The sequence below is a fragment of the Streptococcus equinus ATCC 9812 genome (genome assembly GCF_000187265.1).
GTDB classification, from domain to species: domain Bacteria; phylum Bacillota; class Bacilli; order Lactobacillales; family Streptococcaceae; genus Streptococcus; species Streptococcus equinus.
This window is the reverse complement of record NZ_GL698432.1, coordinates 1-21,175: the sequence shown is the minus strand read 5'-3', so window position 1 is coordinate 21,175 and position 21,175 is coordinate 1. Positions and strand designations below refer to the sequence as shown.

Annotated in this window: 17 protein-coding genes and 2 pseudogenes; 15 read left to right on the top strand and 4 right to left on the bottom strand. The window is 37.2% G+C overall.

Annotated features, from left to right (window positions below; genetic code table 11):
- The first annotated feature begins 38 nt into the window (after positions 1-38).
- Complete coding sequence (locus HMPREF0819_RS07580; protein WP_003067599.1) at positions 39-923, top strand: SPFH domain-containing protein; 885 nt, start codon at positions 39-41, stop codon at positions 921-923.
- Positions 924-1,005: 82 nt separating this feature from the next.
- On the opposite strand, the pseudogene HMPREF0819_RS08985 reads toward HMPREF0819_RS07580, so the two are convergent.
- The 3 genes and pseudogenes from HMPREF0819_RS08985 to HMPREF0819_RS07570 all read right to left on the bottom strand — a co-directional run.
- Positions 1,006-1,116: pseudogene (locus HMPREF0819_RS08985) on the bottom strand (putative metal homeostasis protein); the annotation flags it as partial.
- 148 nt (positions 1,117-1,264) lie between these two features.
- Positions 1,265-2,005: an amino acid ABC transporter ATP-binding protein gene (locus HMPREF0819_RS07575; RefSeq protein ID WP_003067598.1), complete on the bottom strand. Its 741-nt coding sequence runs from the start codon at positions 2,003-2,005 to the stop codon at positions 1,265-1,267.
- The gene (locus HMPREF0819_RS07570; RefSeq protein WP_003067596.1) at positions 2,005-3,576 is read right to left on the bottom strand and encodes an ABC transporter permease subunit; all 1,572 of its coding nucleotides are present in this window, start codon (positions 3,574-3,576) and stop codon (positions 2,005-2,007) included. The genes HMPREF0819_RS07575 and HMPREF0819_RS07570 overlap by 1 nt, the downstream gene beginning before the upstream one ends.
- A 136-nt stretch (positions 3,577-3,712) precedes the next feature.
- Here HMPREF0819_RS07570 and HMPREF0819_RS07565 point away from each other — a divergent pair, with 136 nt between their 5' ends.
- The 9 genes from HMPREF0819_RS07565 to sufB all read left to right on the top strand — a co-directional run bounded on the left by HMPREF0819_RS07565 (position 3,713) and on the right by sufB (position 13,847).
- Entirely contained in the window at positions 3,713-5,605 is a 1,893-nt protein-coding gene (locus HMPREF0819_RS07565) for a DUF2207 domain-containing protein (protein ID WP_003067594.1), read from the top strand.
- Between the two features lie 51 nt (positions 5,606-5,656).
- A complete protein-coding gene (locus HMPREF0819_RS07560) occupies positions 5,657-6,496 on the top strand; it encodes an undecaprenyl-diphosphate phosphatase (protein WP_003067592.1) in 840 nt (279 codons plus the stop codon).
- A gap of 102 nt (positions 6,497-6,598) precedes the next feature.
- The gene (gene mecA / locus HMPREF0819_RS07555) at positions 6,599-7,360 is read left to right on the top strand and encodes an adaptor protein MecA (protein WP_003067590.1); all 762 of its coding nucleotides are present in this window, start codon (positions 6,599-6,601) and stop codon (positions 7,358-7,360) included.
- 1 nt (position 7,361) lies between these two features.
- Complete coding sequence (locus tag HMPREF0819_RS07550; RefSeq protein ID WP_003067588.1) at positions 7,362-8,525, top strand: glycosyltransferase family 4 protein; 1,164 nt, start codon at positions 7,362-7,364, stop codon at positions 8,523-8,525.
- 121 nt (positions 8,526-8,646) lie between these two features.
- Positions 8,647-9,417 carry a Fe-S cluster assembly ATPase SufC gene (gene sufC / locus HMPREF0819_RS07545; RefSeq protein ID WP_003067585.1) on the top strand — a complete coding sequence of 257 codons (771 nt, stop codon included), beginning with the start codon at positions 8,647-8,649 and terminating at the stop codon, positions 9,415-9,417.
- 77 nt (positions 9,418-9,494) lie between these two features.
- Positions 9,495-10,757 (top strand): Fe-S cluster assembly protein SufD, encoded by a 1,263-nt coding sequence (sufD, locus tag HMPREF0819_RS07540; protein ID WP_003067583.1) that lies wholly within the window; start codon positions 9,495-9,497, stop codon positions 10,755-10,757.
- A gap of 1 nt (position 10,758) precedes the next feature.
- Positions 10,759-11,991 carry a cysteine desulfurase gene (locus tag HMPREF0819_RS07535; RefSeq protein WP_003067581.1) on the top strand — a complete coding sequence of 411 codons (1,233 nt, stop codon included), beginning with the start codon at positions 10,759-10,761 and terminating at the stop codon, positions 11,989-11,991.
- Positions 11,978-12,424, top strand: coding sequence for a Fe-S cluster assembly sulfur transfer protein SufU (sufU, locus tag HMPREF0819_RS07530; RefSeq protein WP_003067579.1), 447 nt, complete (start codon positions 11,978-11,980; stop codon positions 12,422-12,424). The genes HMPREF0819_RS07535 and sufU overlap by 14 nt, the downstream gene beginning before the upstream one ends.
- A 4-nt stretch (positions 12,425-12,428) precedes the next feature.
- A complete protein-coding gene (sufB, locus tag HMPREF0819_RS07525; protein WP_003067578.1) occupies positions 12,429-13,847 on the top strand; it encodes a Fe-S cluster assembly protein SufB in 1,419 nt (472 codons plus the stop codon).
- A 75-nt stretch (positions 13,848-13,922) separates the two neighbouring features.
- Here the strand turns inward: sufB and pbp3 are convergent, their stop codons facing one another.
- A complete protein-coding gene (gene pbp3 / locus HMPREF0819_RS07520) occupies positions 13,923-15,152 on the bottom strand; it encodes a D-alanyl-D-alanine carboxypeptidase PBP3 (protein WP_044023464.1) in 1,230 nt (409 codons plus the stop codon).
- 199 nt (positions 15,153-15,351) lie between these two features.
- On the opposite strand from pbp3, the gene HMPREF0819_RS07515 reads away from it, so the two are divergent.
- The 5 genes and pseudogenes from HMPREF0819_RS07515 (at position 15,352) to HMPREF0819_RS07495 (ending at position 21,062) form a co-directional block, all read left to right on the top strand.
- Positions 15,352-17,004 carry a peptide ABC transporter substrate-binding protein gene (locus HMPREF0819_RS07515; protein ID WP_003067574.1) on the top strand — a complete coding sequence of 551 codons (1,653 nt, stop codon included), beginning with the start codon at positions 15,352-15,354 and terminating at the stop codon, positions 17,002-17,004.
- A gap of 111 nt (positions 17,005-17,115) precedes the next feature.
- On the top strand, positions 17,116-18,030 hold the full coding sequence (locus HMPREF0819_RS07510; RefSeq protein ID WP_003067572.1) for an ABC transporter permease: 915 nt from the start codon (positions 17,116-17,118) through the stop codon (positions 18,028-18,030).
- An 11-nt stretch (positions 18,031-18,041) separates the two neighbouring features.
- Positions 18,042-19,072: pseudogene (locus HMPREF0819_RS07505) on the top strand (ABC transporter permease).
- A gap of 11 nt (positions 19,073-19,083) precedes the next feature.
- The gene (locus HMPREF0819_RS07500; RefSeq protein ID WP_003067561.1) at positions 19,084-20,130 is read left to right on the top strand and encodes an ABC transporter ATP-binding protein; all 1,047 of its coding nucleotides are present in this window, start codon (positions 19,084-19,086) and stop codon (positions 20,128-20,130) included.
- Positions 20,130-21,062 (top strand): ABC transporter ATP-binding protein, encoded by a 933-nt coding sequence (locus HMPREF0819_RS07495; RefSeq protein ID WP_003067560.1) that lies wholly within the window; start codon positions 20,130-20,132, stop codon positions 21,060-21,062. The genes HMPREF0819_RS07500 and HMPREF0819_RS07495 overlap by 1 nt, the downstream gene beginning before the upstream one ends.
- The last annotated feature ends 113 nt before the right edge of the window (positions 21,063-21,175 follow it).

Here is a 21,175-nt window from a genome sequence, read left to right as displayed (position 1 = left end):
ATTGTATTAACCTATAGGTACAAGAAAGGGGATTTAACATGTTTTTAATTATTTTTGTACTTATGTTGCTACTTGTTTTGAGTATTGTCGCAAGTACACTATATGTTGTTCGTCAACAAACTGTTGCTATCATCGAACGTTTTGGAAAATATCAAACAACGTCTACTAGTGGGATTCATATTCGCTTGCCATTTGGCATTGATAAAATTGCTGCGCGTATTCAATTGCGTCTTTTGCAATCTGAAATTGTTGTAGAAACTAAGACTAAAGACAATGTTTTTGTCACTCTAAACGTTGCTACACAGTACCGTGTTAATGAGCAAAATGTCACCGATGCTTATTATAAACTTATGCGTCCTGAAGCTCAAATTAAATCATATATTGAAGACGCACTTCGTTCATCTGTTCCAAAACTTACTTTGGATGAATTATTCGAGAAAAAAGATGAAATTGCCCTGGAAGTTCAACACCAAGTGGCTGAAGAAATGTCTACATATGGTTATATCATCGTAAAAACATTGATTACGAAGGTTGAACCTGATGCCGAAGTCAAACAATCAATGAACGAAATCAATGCGGCTCAACGTAAACGTGTAGCTGCTCAAGAATTGGCAAATGCTGATAAAATTAAGATTGTCACAGCAGCAGAAGCTGAGGCAGAAAAAGATCGTCTTCATGGTGTTGGTATTGCCCAACAACGTAAAGCTATTGTCGATGGTTTAGCCGAATCTATTCAAGAGTTAAAAGATGCCAATGTAGGTATGACTGAAGAACAAATCATGTCAATCTTGTTAACTAACCAATATCTTGACACTTTGAATACTTTTGCTGCTAAAGGTAATCAAACACTCTTTTTGCCAAATCATCCAGAAGGTATTGAAGATATTCGCACACAAATTTTGTCATCATTGAAAACTAAATAATAAAAAATTCTCTATTGCAGACGGAAGGAATTGCAATAGGGAATTTTTTGTCTGGCGTTTTTGTTAGGGATTAGAATAGGAGTTACATGTTTCTTTTATATCTTTTATGTTCATGGATTATTTTCAGAGCACGTTTTCGAGTTTTGATATTAGGGCTTTTAAGTCTGCGATATGCAGATGCTAAATCAGTTTTTTAACCTCCTTAAAATAGATTTATTAACGTTAACATGGGGGATTATATCACAAAATACTTAACCAGTAAAGTATTTGCCGTATTATTTTGAAAAATGAATTTTTTGACATCAAAAACAACCTTCTTTTAAAAAGGTTGTTGTTGATGATTATTTCAAGAAACGTTGTAAGAATACTTTTGTACGATCTTGTTGTGGGTTTTCAAAGATTTGTTGAGGTGTCCCCTCTTCAGCGATAACCCCTTTATCCATGAAGATAACACGGTCTGAAACTTCTTTAGCGAATTCCATTTCGTGTGTTACGATAATCATTGTTAGACCTGATTTAGCGAGGTCTTGCATTGTTTTAAGAACTTCACCAACCATTTCTGGGTCAAGGGCTGAAGTAGGTTCGTCAAATAACATTGCTTCAGGATTAACAGACAATGCACGTGCGATAGCTACACGTTGTTTTTGTCCACCAGAAAGTTGTTTTGGTTTTGCTTTCCAGTATTGCTCAGTCATACCAACTTTTGTAAGGTTTTCTTTAGCGATTTTTTCAGCTTCGCTGCGAGAACGTTTCAAAACAGTTGTTTGAGCAACGATGGCATTTTCAAGAACATTTAAGTTTTCAAAAAGGTTAAATGATTGGAAAACCATTCCGAGTTTTTCACGGTATTCTGTCAAGTTGTAATCTTTTTCGAGAACGTTTTGACCGTGGAAAAGGATTTCTCCAGCAGTTGGGTCTTCTAAAAGATTGATAGAACGTAGGAATGTTGATTTTCCTGAACCTGATGAACCAATGATAGAAATAACTTCACCTTTATTAACAGAAAGTGAAATATCTTTTAGGACTTCATTTTGTCCGTAAGATTTTTTTAGGTGTTTAATTTCAATGATAGGTTGAGACATTATTTCACCTCTTTCGTTTGGTTTTGGTTAGCACCAGTTGTGTAAGTGTCAGCATCGAAGCGACGTTCGATGAAGCGCAAGATGCGTGTCACTGTAAAGGTGAGAACAAAGTAGATAATCGCGATAATAGTGAATGTTTGGAAGTATTGATATGTTTGTGTTGCAACGGTATTACCTGAGAAGTAAAGTTCAACAACTGAGATAACATTCAATACTGAAGTGTCTTTAATATTGATGACAAATTCGTTACCAGTTGCTGGCAAGATGTTGCGAACAACTTGAGGAAGAACGATTTTGCGCATTGTTTGAGCGTGTGTGAATCCAAGTGCAGTAGCAGCTTCGAACTGACCTTTATCAACAGCGAAGATACCGCCACGAACGATTTCACTCATGTAAGCACCAGTGTTGATTGATACGATGAAGATGGCTGCAATTGTACGGTCGATTGAAATACCGAAGGCTTGAGCAGTACCGTAGTAGATAACCATAGCTTGTACAATCATCGGTGTACCACGGAAGATTTCGATATAAACACTAAGTAACCAGCCAAATGCTTTTTGAAGACCAGCAAGGAATTTGTTGGCAGCTTTTGGAGCTGTGCGGAAGACACCAATCAAAAGACCGATGAAAAGACCAACAACTGTACCAATGATAGAGATGAGAAGTGTGACTCCTGCACCGCGTAGGAATTGGCTCCAGTTTTTCTTGAAGATACTCCACATATCTGAAAAGAAGTTGCTGTTAGTATTGTCTGAAGAGTTGTCTGCTGGTTGTTTTTCAATCATGTCATCCATGAGAGCTAGGCGGTCATCGTCAGAAATACTAGCTAAAACAGCATTTACTTTTGCAAGGGTTTCAGTATCATTTTTGCGAAGTCCAACTGCGATAGCTGTATCGGATTTAGATGTTGCAAAACCTTTGCCATCTTCAAATGCAACCATCTTGAAGTCGCTGTTAGCATTTTCGGCAGAGATAGCATCAGGACGTTCAGAAACATAACCATCGATGATACCAGATTCAAGTGCTTGACGCATTTGGTTGAAGTCACCCATGGCTGTTTCTTTTGAAGCGTCTTTGATTTGGTCAATCAAGTTGTAAAGGTAAACACCTTGTTGAGATGTTAATTTTGCACCGGCAAAGTCTTTGAGTGAAGTGGCTTGTGCAAAATCACCTTTTTTAGAAACAACGATAACTGGTGAACTTGTATAGTAACTGTCTGAGAATGCAATTTCTTTCTTACGTTCAGCTGTAGGACTCATTCCGGCAGCAATCATGTCAATCTTTCCGGAAGTAAGCGCTGGAATTAGTCCTGTCCAAGTAGTTTTGACAACGAGGAGTTCCTTGCCTAAGCTATCTGCTATTTTCTTAGCTATTTGGACATCGTATCCGTTAGCGTACTGGCTAGTTCCTTCGATAGGAACAGCTCCATTAGAATCATCATCTTGTGTCCAGTTAAATGGAGCGTAGGCTGCCTCCATCCCGACACGAAGATATTCGTCAGCGTGTATGCTAGTCATTCCTCCAAAGAGAAGAAGAAGGGCTGCAAAACAACTTAAAAGTAACTTTTTCATTTAAGACTCCTGTCTATTCTTATACCTTACCATTTTACATGAAATGGGTCTTGATTTCAACACGATAAGCTTTAAAATAGAATATTTATACAATATATTATGATAAAATAGTGTTATGAGAAAGGAGTAGGAGATCATGAAAAAATTAAGACCATTTTTGATTGCCATCGTCGCATTTTTGGGATTGGCTATACCTGTCATTGCTGATAGTGATGTAGACTATAGTATTAGCGATTACGATGGTGTTTTGACAATTCATGACGATAATACAGCTGATTTTTATCAGACAATTACTTATGATTTTGATTCATCGTATAATGGGCAGATTGTGACACTTGGTGAGGCTGGGCATATGCCAGATGGTTTTACTGTTGATAAGAATCCAGAAATTTTTGCGCAAGTTAACGGTGTTGATAAGACTGTTCGTTCTGAGATTAAAGACCTTGGTGATGGTTACCAGGTGAAAATCTATAATTCAGGAAGGGGCGGAGATATTGTCGTTGTTAAATTGCATTGGAAGTTGGCAAATCTGTTATTTCCGTATCAGGATGTTGCTGAGTTAAACTGGGTGCCAATCAGTGATTGGGATGAAACTTTAAAACATGTGACTTTTACAGTGATAACAGATAGGCTAACTTCTAACCGCAAGCTTTGGGCACATAGAGGTTACTTAAAATCCACCCTTGTAAAAAAACAAGCTGATGGTTACCAAATTACAGCTAGCCATGTAGATGGTAAATTAGAATTGCATGCTTATTGGGATAAAGATATTTTGACCAATCCTGTAACTTTAGCAGGTAAGAAGAAAGCAGCAATTACTAAGCAAGAGCAAAAGATTGCTAGAAAAACTCAATTGTTGAAAACGACTCTGTTTTATGTTGTTCCATCAATCATTGGGGTTATGATTGTTTCAGCTTGTGTTCTTTTCTTTATGGGAAATCAAATAGCTAAAGCACATGAGAAGTTTAGTCGAGATATCCATTCTTATGAGGCACCAGAAGATTGGTCACCGTTATTAGTGATGCAGTATATATATGATGCAGATTTAGAAGATACGGATACTAAGGGAAGCTCAATTCCACAGAAATTTAAATTTGAAACAGCTATGCAGGCAACTTTGCTTGATTTGATTGACCGTAAAATCATTACAGCTGAGGACCAAGAGTTGACTTGTCACCCAGATAAACCAATGACAAAATATGAGGCTGAAGTTCTTGATATGGCATTTGGTAAGAGAAAAACGGTGAAAATTGAAGATTTGTTTTCGGATTATCGTTTTGATGATGATTTGGTTGATAGTTACAAGAAGAAATACAAAGGTCACACATTGGAAGCAAAACTAAACAAGCTCGGCGATGATTTTAACAACCGTTATCTAGGAAAACTTGAGAAAATCACTAGCTTAGTTGATAAAGAAATTTCGCAAAAAGCTTTACCAGCGATTCGTGAAGATTTATCAGATGAAGCTGCAAAGAAATTTGAATACGCAAAAGGTCTTTTGTTTATTTCATTACTACTAATTGTTGTTGGTTTAGTTTATCTAATCTTTAACTTAAACCTTGCTTTTCTTGGTTACGGATTCTTGTTGCTTTTGGTAATCTTGAGTTTAGTTGTAGTTATAAGAAAAGCTGATTATTATGATGTTCACGGAGCAATAACAGCTGAGGGGCAAGAACGTATTCAATCTTGGGTTAGTTTTACTAATATGATGCGTGATATTAATAAATTTGACAAAGTTGATTGGCAAGGAGTCATTGTTTGGAATCGAATCTTAGTGTATGCGACATTGTTTGGCTATGCTAAGCAAGTTCAAAAATATCTTGCAATTCATGATATTAAACTCGCAAGCGAAGCAGCTTATATGTTCGACTCTGAACTTGGTTATCTAATCGGTATGCAGACACATCAACTAAGACTTGCTAGCCACAGTGCTGATTCAGCATCGAATTTCTCTGTTTCATCTGGTAGTTCAGGAACTAGTGGCGGCTTCTCCGGCGGTGGAGGCGGCGGAGGCGGCGGAGCGTTTTAAAATGTAGCCAAATCTGCTATAATTGAGAAGATATTAAATTAAGGAGAGCTTATGTTATTTTTCGAATTACTAAAGGCTATCTTTTTGGGGATAGTTGAGGGAATTACAGAGTGGTTGCCTGTGTCAAGTACAGGACACTTGATTCTGGTTCAAGAGTTTATCAAATTGAATCAAGATAAGGCATTTTTGGATATGTTCAACATTGTTATCCAATTGGGAGCAATCTTGGCTGTTATTGTGATTTACTTTAAGCGTTTGAATCCATTTCAACCTGGAAAAACAGCGCGTGAAGTTCAATTGACTTGGCAGCTTTGGTTGAAGGTTGTGATTGCATGTATTCCATCAATTTTGATTGCAGTGCCATTTGATGACTGGTTTGAAGCGCATTTCAATTACATGATTCCGATTGCGATTGCTTTGATTGTTTACGGTGTTGCTTTCATTTGGATTGAAAAACGTAATGCAAATGTTGAACCTGAAGTGACTGACCTTGCTCGTATGCCTTATTTGACAGCATTTTGGATTGGTTGCTTCCAAGTCCTTAGTATCGTACCAGGAACAAGCCGTTCAGGTGCAACTATCTTAGGTGCTATTATTGTGGGAACAAGCCGTTCAGTTGCTGCTGATTTTACATTCTTCCTCGCAATTCCAACTATGTTTGGTTACAGTGGTTTGAAAGCTGTTAAGTTCTTCTTAGATGGTAACGTGCTTAACTTCAGTCAATTCTTGATTTTAATGGTAGCAAGTGTGACAGCATTCCTTGTCAGCTTGTATGTTATCCGCTTCTTGACTGATTATGTTAAAAAACATGACTTCACTGTCTTTGGTAAGTACCGTATCGTTTTGGGTACGATTCTTATCCTCTACAGTATTGTTAAATTTATCTTTTAAAATAGCAGCAGTCTGTATCAGGACTGCTTTTTGTGACCAATAAATTGAAAAAACATAACTTTTCTTGTATAATAAAATGACTACTCGTGCGAGGTATATAGTATGGAAATGAAACAGATTAGCGAGACAACGCTAAAAATAACGATTAGTATGGAAGATTTAGAAGAACGAGGAATGGAGTTAAAAGACTTTTTGATTCCGCAAGAAAAGACAGAAGAGTTCTTCTATTCAGTAATGGATGAGTTAGATTTACCAGATAATTTTAAAGATAGCGGCATGCTTAGTTTTCGTGTGACACCACGTAAAGACCATCTTGATGTATTTGTCACAAAATCAGAAATTAACAAAGATATCAATTTTGAAGATTTAGCTGCATTTGATGATGTGTCTAACATGTCACCAGAAGAATTCTTTAAAACGTTAGAACAAACAATGATGGCTAAAGATGACACTGAAGCTCATGAAAAATTAGGTAAAATCGAAGAAATGATGGAAGGTGCTGTTGAAGAAGTCTTGACAGAGCACGCTAAGCAAGCAGATACAGAACCTGAAGAAGATGTAAATCCATCTGATTATGTTCATTACGTCTTAGATTTTCCAAGTTTAGAAGCAACAGTTGCTTTTTCTAAAGCGATTGATTTTCCTGTAGAAGCTTCTGAACTTTACAAGATGGACGGCGTTTATTACATGACAATTTTGCTTGATTTGCAGAACCAACCTTCTTATTATGCAAATTTGATGTATGCCCGTATGTTAGAATACGCTGGCGCCGGTACAAAAACTCGTGCTTACTTGCAAGAGCACGCAGTTGAACTATTGACGGATGATGCCGTTGCAAAATTAAAAATGATTGAGTTAGTATAGTATGGCACCCTTTACAATTGAATATGTTTTAGTTTTAATTGGCGCATTTTTATTGTCACTATTCTTGACGCCAATTGTTCGTTTTGTTGCTTTTCGTGTTGGTGCCGTAGATAAGCCAAATGCTCGTAGGGTTAATGAAGTCCCTATGCCAAGTAGCGGTGGAGTTGCGATTTTTCTATCTTTCTTGGTCTCTTCGTTAATCTTTATGCCAATGGTATTAAAAGAGCCAATTTGGACAATTTCGTACTTTAATTATGTTTTACCAGTTATCATTGGTGGATTCATTATTACGGCGACTGGATTTATTGATGATATTTATGAATTAAAACCCAAAACAAAAATGCTAGGTATTATTCTTGGCGCTGTTATTGTTTGGGCATTTACGGATTTCCGCTTTGATAGTTTTAAAATTCCATTTGGAGGACCACTGTTAGAATTTAATTCTGTTGTGACCTTCTTCTTAACAGTTTTTTGGATTATTGCTATCACTAATGCGATGAATCTGATTGATGGCTTAGATGGTTTGGTGAGTGGTGTCTCAATCATTAGCCTTATCACGATGGCTTTGGTATCGTATTTCTTTTTACCACAAACTGATTTTTATCTAACATTAACAATCCTACTGTTGATTGCTTGTATTGCAGGATTTTTCCCATATAACTACAATCCAGCGATTATTTATCTTGGTGATGCAGGAGCTCTTTTCATTGGATTTATGATTGGTGTCTTGTCTCTTCAAGGATTGAAAAATTCAACAGCAGTTGCAGTAGTAACACCGGTGATTATTCTTGGTGTGCCAATTTTAGATACGACAGTTGCAATTATTCGTCGTAAATTATCTGGACGTCCTGTGACTGAAGCAGATAAGATGCACCTGCACCATCGTCTGTTAGCTATGGGATTCACACATCGCGGTGCTGTTTTAGTCGTTTATGGCATCGCCATTCTTTTTTCATTGATTGCACTTTTACTTAACGTTTCTAGCCGTATAGGTGGAGTACTTTTGATGATTGGCTTAGCATTTGCATTAGAAGTCTTTATCGAGGGACTTGAAATTTGGGGAGTTGGACGTACACCGCTCTTTGATGTTTTGAAATTTATTGGAAATAGCGATTACCGTCAGGCAACCATGCTAAAATGGAAAAACCGTAAAAATAACAAATAATAAGTGATTGAAAAGCCTACTATGGCTTTTTTTTGATATAATGATTAATAACCCTATAGAACTGCGGTAATTTTCAGAAAAAAGTTACTGCCGCATTTATTTAAATTGGAGGAATGTACACATGTCTGTACTTGAAATAAAAAATCTTCATGTTTCAATTGAAGATAAAGAAATTCTTAAGGGTGTCAATCTAACTCTTAAGACAGGAGAAATTGCTGCGATTATGGGTCCTAACGGGACTGGTAAATCAACGCTTTCAGCTGCTATCATGGGAAACCCAAACTATGAGGTTACTCAGGGTGAAATTTTACTAGATGGCGAAAATATTCTCGACCTTGAAGTCGATGAACGTGCTCGTCTTGGACTATTTCTTGCTATGCAATACCCAGCTGAAATTCCTGGAATCACAAATGCTGAGTTTATTCGTGCAGCTATGAATGCCGGAAAAGAAGATGACGAAAAAATTTCTGTCATGGACTTCATCACAAAATTGGATGAAAAAATGGAATTTCTTGGTATGAAAGAAGAAATGGCAGAGCGTTACCTTAACGAAGGTTTCTCAGGTGGTGAAAAGAAACGTAATGAAATTCTTCAACTGTTGATGTTGGAACCTAAATTTGCTCTTCTTGATGAAATCGATTCTGGTCTTGATATCGATGCTCTTAAAGTGGTGTCAAAAGGTGTCAATGCCATGCGTGGTGAAAATTTTGGTGCCATGATTATCACGCACTACCAACGTCTTCTTAACTACATTAAACCAGATGTTGTCCATATTATGATGGATGGACGTGTTGTCCTTTCAGGCGGTGAAGAACTTGCTGCTCGTCTTGAAAAAGAAGGATATGCAAAAATTGCCGAAGAACTCGGTATTAAATACGAAGAAGAAGTGTAATTGATGATGTCAAAGTCTATGGTTTTAACCTAGACGATACTCGTATGTAGGATATAAAAAGGAGTAAACATCAAATTATGACGAAAGAATTAGTTTTAAATTTTTCACAAGCAAAAGCAGAGCCGTTGTGGTTGCAAGAACGACGTCTGGCTGCTTTTGATAATATAGATAAATTACCGTTACCAGAAATCAACCGTGTGAAGTTTCACCGTTGGAATCTTGGTGATGGAACAATTTCAGAGAATGTAGCACTTGCTAACGTTCCTGATTTTACAGCTCTTGGAGACAACCCTAAGCTTGTTCAGGTTGGAACACAGACTGTTCTTGAGCAGTTGCCAATGGACTTGATGGAAAAAGGTATTGTTTTCACAGACTTTTACAGCGCTTTAGAAGAAATTCCAGAAGTGATTGAAAAATATTTTGGGTCTGCGCGTGGAGGTAAAGAAGATAAGTTAGCTGCTTATCACACTGCTTACTTTAATAGTGCCGCAGTGCTTTATGTTCCAGATAATGTGGACATTAAAGAACCAATCGAGGGGCTTTTCTTCCAAGATAAGGCAAGTGATGTTCCGTTTAACAAACATATTCTCATCGTAGTTGGAAAAAATAGTCACATTAGCTACTTGGAACGTTTTGAATCAATCGGTGAAGGAGAAGCAACAGCAACTGCAAATATTTCTGTTGAAGTCATTGCTTTGGACGGAAGTCATGTGAAGTTTTCAGCTATTGACCGTTTGGGCGAAAATGTTACGACTTATATTAGCCGTAGAGCTCATCATGGCAAAGATGCAGTAGTGGATTGGGCGCTTGGTATTATGAATGAAGGCAATGTCATTGCTGATTTCGATTCAGATTTGTATGGTGATGGCAGTCAAGCTAATCTTAAAGTAGTTGCTGCTTCATCTGGACGCCAAGTTCAAGGTGTTGATACACGTGTTACAAACTATGGCTGTCATACTGTTGGGCACATTTTACAACACGGTGTTATTCTTGAACGTGGTACATTGACCTTTAATGGAGTTGGACATATCGTCAAAGGAGCTAAGGGAGCAGACGCCCAACAAGAAAGCCGAGTTCTCATGCTTTCAGATAAAGCTCGTTCAGATGCTAATCCAATTCTATTGATTGATGAAAATGATGTCACAGCAGGTCACGCAGCATCAATTGGACAAGTTGACCCAGATGATATGTATTATTTGATGAGTCGTGGTATTGATAAGGAAACAGCAGAGCGCCTAGTTATTCGTGGTTTCTTAGGTACTGTTATTACTGAAATTCCTGTCAAAGAAGTACGTGACGAAATGATTGCTGTGCTAGATAATAAATTGGAGCAACGCTGATATGAAAAAATTAGATGCTCACAAAATTGCTCAAGACTTTACGGTGCTTAATCAAATTGTAAATGACGAACCTTTGGTTTATCTTGATAATGCAGCAACAACTCAGAAACCACAAAAAGTTCTTGATGCACTTAATGATTATTATCACACGATTAATGCTAATGTCCACCGTGGTGTTCACACACTTGCTGAACGAGCGACAGCAGCTTATGAAGCAAGTCGTGAAAAAGCACGTCGGTTTATTAATGCAAAATCAACTAAAGAAGTCTTGTTTACACGTGGAACGACGACGGGACTCAATTGGGTTGCGCACTTTGCGCAAGAAGTACTTCAAAAAGATGATGAAGTGCTCATCTCAGTTTTAGAGCACCATGCTAATGTTGTTCCTTGGCAGCAAGTTTGTCAAAAAACAGGTGCAAAATTAGTTTATGTCTATTTAAAAGACGGGCAGTTGGATATGGACGATTTGCGTAGCAAACTTTCAACTAAAACTAAATTTGTCAGCATCGCTCACGTTTCAAATGTTCTAGGTTCAATTCAACCAGTTAAAGAAATTGCTAAATTAGCTCACCAAGTTGGAGCTTGTATGGTTGTTGATGGCGCGCAGTCTGCTCCGCATATGACAATTGATGTTCAAGATTTAGATTGTGACTTTTTTGCATTTTCAGGGCACAAGATGCTTGGGCCTACGGGTATTGGTGTTCTTTACGGTAAAGAAGAACTTCTTAATCAAATGTCACCTGTTGAATTTGGTGGTGAAATGATTGATTTTGTTTATGAACAAGAAGCGACTTGGACAGAGTTGCCTTGGAAGTTTGAGGCAGGAACACCAAATATTTCTGGTGCTATTGCTTTAGGCACTGCAATTGATTATTTGAACAACCTTGGTTTAGATGCTGTTCATGCACATGAACAAGAACTTGTTGATTATGTTCTTCCTAAATTACAAGCAATTGAAGGACTAACAGTTTATGGTCCTAAGGATCCTAGCCAACACACTGGGGTAATTTCATTTAATCTTGATGGATTGCATCCACATGATGTAGCGACAGCACTTGATTATGAAGGTGTTGCGGTTCGCGCTGGACATCATTGTGCGCAACCTTTGATTACTTATCTAGGAATTCATTCAGCAGTGCGTGCAAGTTTTTATATCTATAATACGAAAGAAGATTGTGATAAACTAATAGAAGCAATTCTTAAAACAAAGGAGTTTTTCAATGGCACTTTCTAGATTAGATAGTCTTTATATGGCAGTTGTTTCAGATCATTCAAAAAATCCACACCATCATGGAAAATTAGAAGACGTTAATCAAGTTAATCTTAATAATCCGACTTGTGGTGATGTGATTTCACTTTCAGTAAAATTTGATGGTGATCGCATTTCAGATATTGCTTTTGCTGGTGACGGTTGTACAATTTCAACAGCTTCATCTAGTATGATGACTGATGCAGTTCTCGGTAAAACAAAAGAAGAGGCGCTTGAACTGGCTGAGATTTTCTCAAAAATGGTTCAAGGTGAAAAAGACGATGCTCAAAAAAGATTAGGTGAGGCTAGTTTCTTAGCAGGAGTTTCAAAATTCCCACAACGTATTAAATGTTCAACTCTAGCTTGGAATGCCTTGAAGAAAGCTATTGAAAACGACGATAAAGATACAGAAAGGTAATTAGATGCCTGAAAAAAATGAAAAAGTAACTCCAAAACCAATTGACCTTGGTGATTATCAATATGGCTTTCATGATGATGTGACACCGGTCTTTTCAACAGAAAAAGGAATCAGCGAAGAAGTTGTTCGTGAATTATCTGCTGAAAAAGGTGAGCCTGAGTGGATGCTTGAGTTCCGTTTGAAATCATTGGAAATTTTTAACAAAATGCCAATGCAAGATTGGGGACCAGATTTGTCAGATATTGATTTTGATGAAATCACTTATTACCAAAAAGCTTCTGATAAACCTGCTCGTTCATGGGAAGATGTCCCAGAAAAAATCAAAGAAACTTTTGAACGTATCGGAATTCCAGAAGCTGAGCGAGCTTACTTGGCTGGGGCTTCAGCACAATATGAATCTGAAGTTGTTTACCATAATATGAAAGATGAGTATGATAAGTTAGGGATTATTTTTACAGATACAGATTCAGCTTTGAAAGAATACCCAGAGCTGTTCAAAAAATATTTTTCAAAATTAGTCCCACCTACAGATAATAAATTGGCAGCTTTAAACTCTGCATTTTGGTCAGGTGGAACATTTATTTATGTACCAAAAGGTGTCAAGGTTGATATTCCTTTGCAGACTTATTTCCGAATCAATCGCGAATCAATGGGACAATTTGAACGTACCTTGATTATCGTTGATGAAGGAGCAAGTGTTCACTACGTTGAAGGATGTACAGCACCAAATTATTCATCTGCTAGTCTTCACGCGGCAATTGTTGAGATTTTTGCACTTGAAGGAAGCTACATGCGTTATTCAACTATCCAAAACTGGTCAGATAATGTCTATAATTTGGTAACAAAACGTGCTACAGCTAAAAAAAATGCTACAGTTGAATGGATTGATGGTAACCTTGGTGCTAAAACAACTATGAAGTACCCATCTGTTTATCTTGATGGTGAAGGCGCGCGTGGTACAATGCTTTCGATTGCCTTTGCTAATAAAGGGCAACATCAAGATACTGGTGCTAAAATGATTCACAATGCACCACATACTTCATCATCGATTGTTTCAAAATCAATCGCTAAAGGTGGAGGTAAGGTTGACTATCGTGGTCAAGTAACTTTCAATAAAAATTCTAAGAAATCTGTCAGTCACATTGAATGTGACACTATTTTGATGGATGATATATCAAGTTCAGATACAATTCCATTTAACGAAATTCATAATTCACAAGTTGCCCTTGAACATGAAGCAAAGGTTTCAAAAATTTCTGAAGAACAGCTTTATTATTTGATGAGTCGTGGACTCTCAGAACAAGAAGCAACTGAAATGATTGTTATGGGATTTGTTGAGCCCTTTACAAAAGAACTTCCAATGGAATACGCTGTTGAACTTAATCGTTTAATCAGTTATGAAATGGAAGGGTCAGTTGGATAAAACAAAAGAGACGAGTTTTAAACTCGTCTCTTTTTTACATATTACATATATTATATAGAAGGAAATTGGTAATTTTTAAAGTTTTTCGTTGACGTAAGTTACGAACTGGTTCCACCAGACTTTAAGAAAATTGCTTTTTTTAACCTCTTTTTTAGCAAGAGCAGGAACATTTGGTTTTGAATCAAGGTAACCAGTTCCTACAATTTGGTTATCATTATATTCAAATTTTCCAACTTTGTCACCTTTGTTAATAGTTGCTTCGTAACCTTTAGCTTTTGAAGAGAATTTGGCAGAAACATCAGTGCCAATGCGATGCACTACATTCAAATCTTGGGCAGCAACGACAGGGACTGTTTTTTCTTTCCCGTCTTTAACCTTTGCTTTGCTATTTTTATAAGATTGACCAGCTTCGATAATAGTAGTTATTTCATAATTTGATTTGACATAATCCAGGAGCTCGTTAGTAGCTTCGAAACGAGCAAAATCATTTTCTTCCCAACCATCCGCATTCATCACGACAGAGATAATGCGCATACCGTTTTCAGTTGAAGTAGCGACAAATGAAGCTCCTGCAAGTTCAGTTGTACCAGTTTTTAGACCATCGACGCCATCTCGTTCATAAGGCATATCTTTAAGCATGTAATTGTAAGTGTTCATTGTTGAACCATCAAAATCTGCTGTTGTTTGACTACTGATTTTTAAGACATCAGGATATTCTGTAATGAGATGGCGGGCAATTATAGCAATGTCTCGAGCACTTAGCATATTTTCGTCTGTAGAACTAGATTCAGGGTAAATGTTATCGCTGAGGTAACTGTTATTTAAACCAGATGCGTTGACTAATTTAGCATCAGTAATTCCCCATTCATTGAGTTGAGCTTTCATCATGTCTACAAAATTGCTTTCGCTACCACCAATTTGTTCAGCTAGTGCAATTGCAGCGCTGTTAGCACTGGCGACCATAGCGGCATTGACTAGTTGTTCAACAGTGTATTCGTGAGCTTCCATAGGTACGTTACTTGCATCTGAGTTAGCTGTTAAATCGTAAGCATAATCAGAAATTGGAACTTTAGTATCCCAAGAAAGATTTCCGTTATCGATTTCTTTATAAGTTAAATAAACAGTTAATATTTTTGTCATAGAAGCGATACCAGCAGGTGTAGTAGCATCTTTTTCATAAAGAACCTTACCTGTAGTAGCTTCGACAGCAATTGCGTGCTTAGCAGCGACATCAAAATCATCTGCGTAAACACTACTTCCAATAAAAGCCAAGAGAATGGCTAAAGCAGCAATAACCTTTTTCATTGTTCCATCCTTTGTTAAAAAATTCAACAATATAATTATACCATATTAATAGCATATAAATGGTGTGTTAGATAATCTGACAAAAAATTCAGAAAAAACTACTTTCTTCAGAAAAAACTATTTTCTTTAAAGAAACTTTATGATATAATTCTACTTGTCAAATAATATAATTTAGAGAGAACAACTAGGAGGGCGTCACATGTCACTAGAAAGTAAAACATGGAAACGCATTGGCTTAGGAGCTGTTACTTTGCTCTCAACTGCGGTATTGGCAGCTTGTGGAGGAAAAAGCTCATCAACTTCTTCAAGTGATGAGATTAATTGGTACACTCCTACTGAAATTAGCACTTTGGATGTTTCAAAAGTTACAGATACTTATTCTTCAATTGCAATCGGTAACTCAGGTAGTAATCTTCTTCGTCGTAACGAAGATGGCGAATTGAAACCTGATTTGGCAGAGAAAGTTGAAGTATCTGAAGATGGATTAACCTATACTGCAACATTACGTGATGGTCTAAAATGGTCTGATGGTAGTGATTTGACTGCAGATGATTTTGTCTACACATGGCAACGTATTGTTGATCCAGCGACAGCTTCTGAGTATGCAAATCTTGCGTCAGATGCGCATGTTTTAAATGCTGCAGAAGTTATCAGCGGTACTAAGAGCGTTGATGAATTGGGAGTAAAAGCAGATGGCAATAAAGTTATCTTTACATTGTCTAGTCCATCTCCTCAATTTATGAGTCTTCTATCGTTTGCTAACTTCGTTCCTCAAAACAAAGCTTTTGTGGAAAAAGCAGGTAGTGATTATGGTACAACTTCTGAAAAAGCACTTTATTCAGGTCCATATACAGTAACAAAATGGAACGGTTCTAATGGTACATTTACACTTGTGAAGAACAAATACTATTGGGACGCTAAAAACATAAAAGTTAAAAAAGTTAATATCCAAGCTGTTAAAAAACCTGATACTGCCGTGCAAATGTACAAAGATGGTCAGCTTGATACAGCGAACATCTCAGGTACAGAAGCCATTTATAAAGCAAACAAAAATAGTAAAGACGTTGTAGATTCACCAGAAGCTACAACAGCATACCTAAATTACAATGAGACAGGTTCTGTTAAAGCTTTGACAAATACTAAGATTCGTCAAGCACTTAACCTTGCTACAGATCGTGAAGGAATTGTAAAAGCAGCTATTGACACAGGTTCAAAAGCAGCGTCAGCTCTAGTTCCAACAGGACTTGAAACTTTGGAAGATGGAACTGATTTATCTGAATACGTATCGCAAGATTACACTTATGATGAAAAACAAGCCGCAAAACTCTTCAAAGAAGGACTTGCTGAACTTGGTGAAAAATCAATCACATTGACAATTACAGCCGATTCAGACACACCTGTTGCGAAAGCGTCAGTAGACTACATTAAACAAACATGGGAAGATGTTCTTCCAGGATTAAAAGTAGAAGAAAAATTCGTAACATTCAAACAACGTTTGCAAGATTCTAAAACACAAAACTTTGATGTAGTTCTATCACTTTGGGGTGGTGACTATCCAGAAGGATCTACATTCTATGGATTGTTCACATCAGATTCAGCTTACAACTATGGTAAATTTAGTGATGCGACTTACGATGCTGCTTACCAAAAAGCATTGACGACTGATGCTTTGGATCCTGCAGCTGCAGCAGATGATTATAAGACTGCTGAAAAAGCACTTTATGATAATGCACACTACAATCCACTTTACTTCCGTAGCACAAAAGCACTTCAAAATTCATCAATCAAAGGACTTGTTCGTAATTCAACTGGTTTGCAAGTTGACTTTACATATGCCTATAAAGACAAATAATCTTTAATAAGTATGGATATGGGCAAGAATTGGTTGCGACCAATTCTTGCTTTTGTTGACAAGTAAAAGTTTTCTCCTGCCAACAAAAGCAAATACAGAGAAGGAAATATTATGGTAAAATACATTCTTAAACGTGTTGCAATTCTTCTTGTAACACTCTGGGTAGTTGTTACCCTGTCGTTTTTCCTCATGCAAGTTATGCCTGGGACACCTTACAATAACCCAAAATTAACTGATGAGATGATTGCTTTAATGAACAAACAATATGGTTTGGATAAACCAGTTTGGCAACAATACCTTACTTACCTATGGAATATTCTTCATGGTGATTTCGGTACAAGTTACCAATCTATTAACCAACCTGTTGGACGTTTGATTTCTCAACGTTTGGGTGTATCAATTCAATTGGGTGTTCAAGCTTTAATCGTTGGACTTCTTTCAGGTATTGTTGTTGGTGCGGCTTCAGCACGTAACAAAAATAACTGGATTGATGGTGTTCTTAGTGTTATTTCTACACTTGGTATTTCAGTACCATCATTCATTATTGGTCTCTTCTTATTAGTTACACTTGGTTTCAAATGGAGCTTGTTCCCACTTGCTGGTTGGGGTTCATTTGAGCAAACTATTATGCCATCAATCGCCTTGGCAATTCCAGTATTTGCTCAAGTAACACGTTTCTTCCGTGGACAAATGATTGAAACTTTGAGCTCTGATTATATTCAATTGGCGACAGCTAAAGGTTTAAATAAACGTCAAGTTGTTCGTAAACACGCATATCGTAACTCAATGATTCCAGTTTTGACTTTGGTTGGTCCAATGGCAGCTAACTTATTGACAGGTTCAGCTTTAATTGAACAAATTTTCTCAATTCCCGGAATTGGTCAACAATTTGTTACATCAATCCCAGCTAAAGACTATCCAGTAATTATGGGAACAACAATTGTCTATGCAATGATGTTGATGGTTGCTATTTTGGTAACAGATATTGCAACAAGTATTGTTGATCCACGTGTACGCTTGCAATAAGGAGATTATTCATGGCAGATAAAAATAGAGAATTTAAACTTGTTGGTGTTGGTTCAGCCAGTTCACAAGAAAAAATTGAAAAGCCTGCTCTTTCTTTTATGCAAGATGCATGGCGCCGTTTGAAAAAAATAAATTAGCTGTTGTTTCAATGTGGTTCTTGGGAATCTTACTAGTATTCTCAATGATTTCAGTAATCTTAGTTCCACGTGATGACGCAAATGCTTTTAATACAAAAGAAGTTACAACATATCGTAACCTTCCACCAAAAATCAGTGACAATCTTCCTTTCTGGAATGGTACAATCACATATTCTGGTAGTACAGAAGCTACTGATGCTTATGCTGATCAAGGAGTACCAGAAGGAACTAAATTTATCCTTGGTACAGATAACCTAGGACGTAGCGTTGCAAAACGTATCATTGTTGGTGTTCGTATCTCACTTCTTATTGCCATTGTTGCTACATTGATTGACCTTTTGATTGGTGTAACTTATGGTTTGATTTCAGGTTATGTTGGTGGACGTGTCGACATGGTCATGCAACGTATTATCGAAGTCATCTCTTCAATTCCTAACTTGGTAATCGTAACAATGCTTGGTTTGTTGCTTGGTAATGGTGTTACATCAATCATCATTTCAATTGCCATCGTTGGTTGGACCTCAATGGCACGTCAAGTACGTAATTTGACACTTTCATACCGTGAACAAGAGTTTGTTCTTGCAGCTCGTTCATTGGGCGAAAGTGCACCAAAAATTGCATTCAAACATATCCTTCCAAATATTTCAGGTATTATTATTGTTCAAATCATGATGACAGTTCCAAGTGCCATCATGTACGAAGCTGTACTCTCAGCTATTAACCTCGGGGTAAAACCACCAACAGCATCACTTGGTTCTTTGATTACTGATGCTCAAGAATATTTACAATATTACCCTTATCAAGTTACTCTACCAGCCTTTGCTTTGATATTAATCTCACTTGCTTTCATCTTGCTAGGTGATGGTCTTCGTGATGCATTTGATCCAAAATCTGGTGATCGTTAGGAGGAAAAATTATGAGTGAAGAAACAATTTTACAAGTTAAAAACCTCCATGTAGATTTCCATACCTACGCTGGAGAAATTAAAGCTATCCGTGATGTCAATTTTGACTTGAAGAAAGGTGAAACCCTTGCTATCGTAGGTGAATCTGGATCAGGTAAATCTGTAACTACAAAAACATTGATGGGGCTTTCTGCTTCAAATGCAACAATTACAGGTGAAATTGACTTTAAAGGTAAAAAACTTACTGAACTAAAAGAAGACGAATGGATTAAAGTACGTGGAAATGAAATTGCGATGATTTTCCAAGATCCAATGACAAGTCTTGACCCAACAATGAAAATTGGTCAACAGATTGCTGAACCAATTATGATTCACGAAAAAGTTTCAAAACAAGAAGCTTGGGATCGTGCGCTAGATTTGATGAAAAATGTTGGTATCCCAAATGCTGAAGAACACATCAATGATTACCCACACCAATGGTCAGGTGGTATGCGTCAACGTGCGGTTATTGCGATTGCACTTGCAGCTAATCCAGATGTTCTGATTGCAGATGAACCAACAACTGCTTTGGACGTTACAATTCAAGCACAAATACTTAACTTGATGAAGAAAATTCAAAAAGAAAGTGGTTCATCAATTATCTTCATCACACACGACCTTGGTGTTGTTGCTGGTATGGCTGATCGCGTAGCAGTTATGTATGCTGGTAAAGTGATTGAATACGGTTCTGTTGATGAAGTATTTTACAATCCACAACATCCATATACTTGGGGCTTGCTAAACTCAATGCCAACGACTGATACAGAAGCTGGTAGTCTACAATCAATTCCAGGTACTCCACCAGATCTTCTTAATCCACCAAAAGGTGATGCTTTTGCTCCGCGTAATGAATTTGCACTAGACATTGATTACGAAGAAGAACCACCAATGTTTAAAGTTAGTGATACACACTATGCAGCAACCTGGTTGCTAGATGAACGTGCACCTAAAGTAACACCACCATTACCAATTCAAAAGCGTTGGGCAAAATGGAAAGAACTTGAAGGGAGAAAAGCTTAATGACTGAAAATAGAAAAAAGCTTGTTGAACTTAAAAATGTATCTTTGACCTTCAATGAAGGTAAAAAGAATGAGGTAAAAGCAATCAACAACGTTAGCTTTGACATCTACGAAGGCGAAGTATTTGGTCTAGTTGGTGAATCAGGTTCTGGTAAAACAACTGTTGGACGTGCTATCTTGAAACTTTATGATATCAATGGTGGAGAAATTGATTTTGATGGTGAAACAGTTTCTAACCTTAAAGGTAAAGAATTGCACGAATTTCGTAAAAATGTCCAAATGATTTTCCAAGACCCTCAAGCAAGTCTTAATGGTCGTATGAAAATTCGTGACATTGTTGCAGAAGGTCTTGATATTCATAAATTAGTTAATAGTAAAGAAGAACGTGATGAAAAAGTTCAAGAATTACTGTCATTAGTTGGTTTGAACAAAGATCACATGACTCGTTACCCACATGAATTTTCAGGTGGTCAACGTCAACGTATCGGTATTGCTCGAGCACTTGCAGTTCAACCCAAATTCATCATTGCTGATGAACCAATTTCAGCCCTTGACGTATCAATCCAAGCTCAAGTTGTAAACTTGATGCAAAAACTTCAACGTGAACGTGGTTTAACATACTTGTTCATCGCTCACGATTTGTCTATGGTGAAATACATTTCTGACCGTATCGGTGTTATGCACTGGGGTAAAATGCTTGAAATTGGGACATCTGATGATGTTTACAACAATCCAATCCACCCATATACTAAGAGTCTGTTATCTGCTATTCCAGAACCAGATCCAGAATCTGAACGTGGACGTGTACACCAAGTGTATGATCCTACTGCAGAGCTTGATGGCCAAGAACGTGAAATGCGAGAAATTACTCCAGGACACTTTGTACTTTCAACAGAAGCAGAAGCAGAAGAATACAAAAAAGCATTACAATAAAAAAGAGAGCAAGAAGCTCTCTTTTTTGCTGTTCAAGCAGATTTTTAAATTAACATAACAGCTCAAATATAACCGAAATTTAACGTTTGAAAACGAAATGTAAATAAGATGAA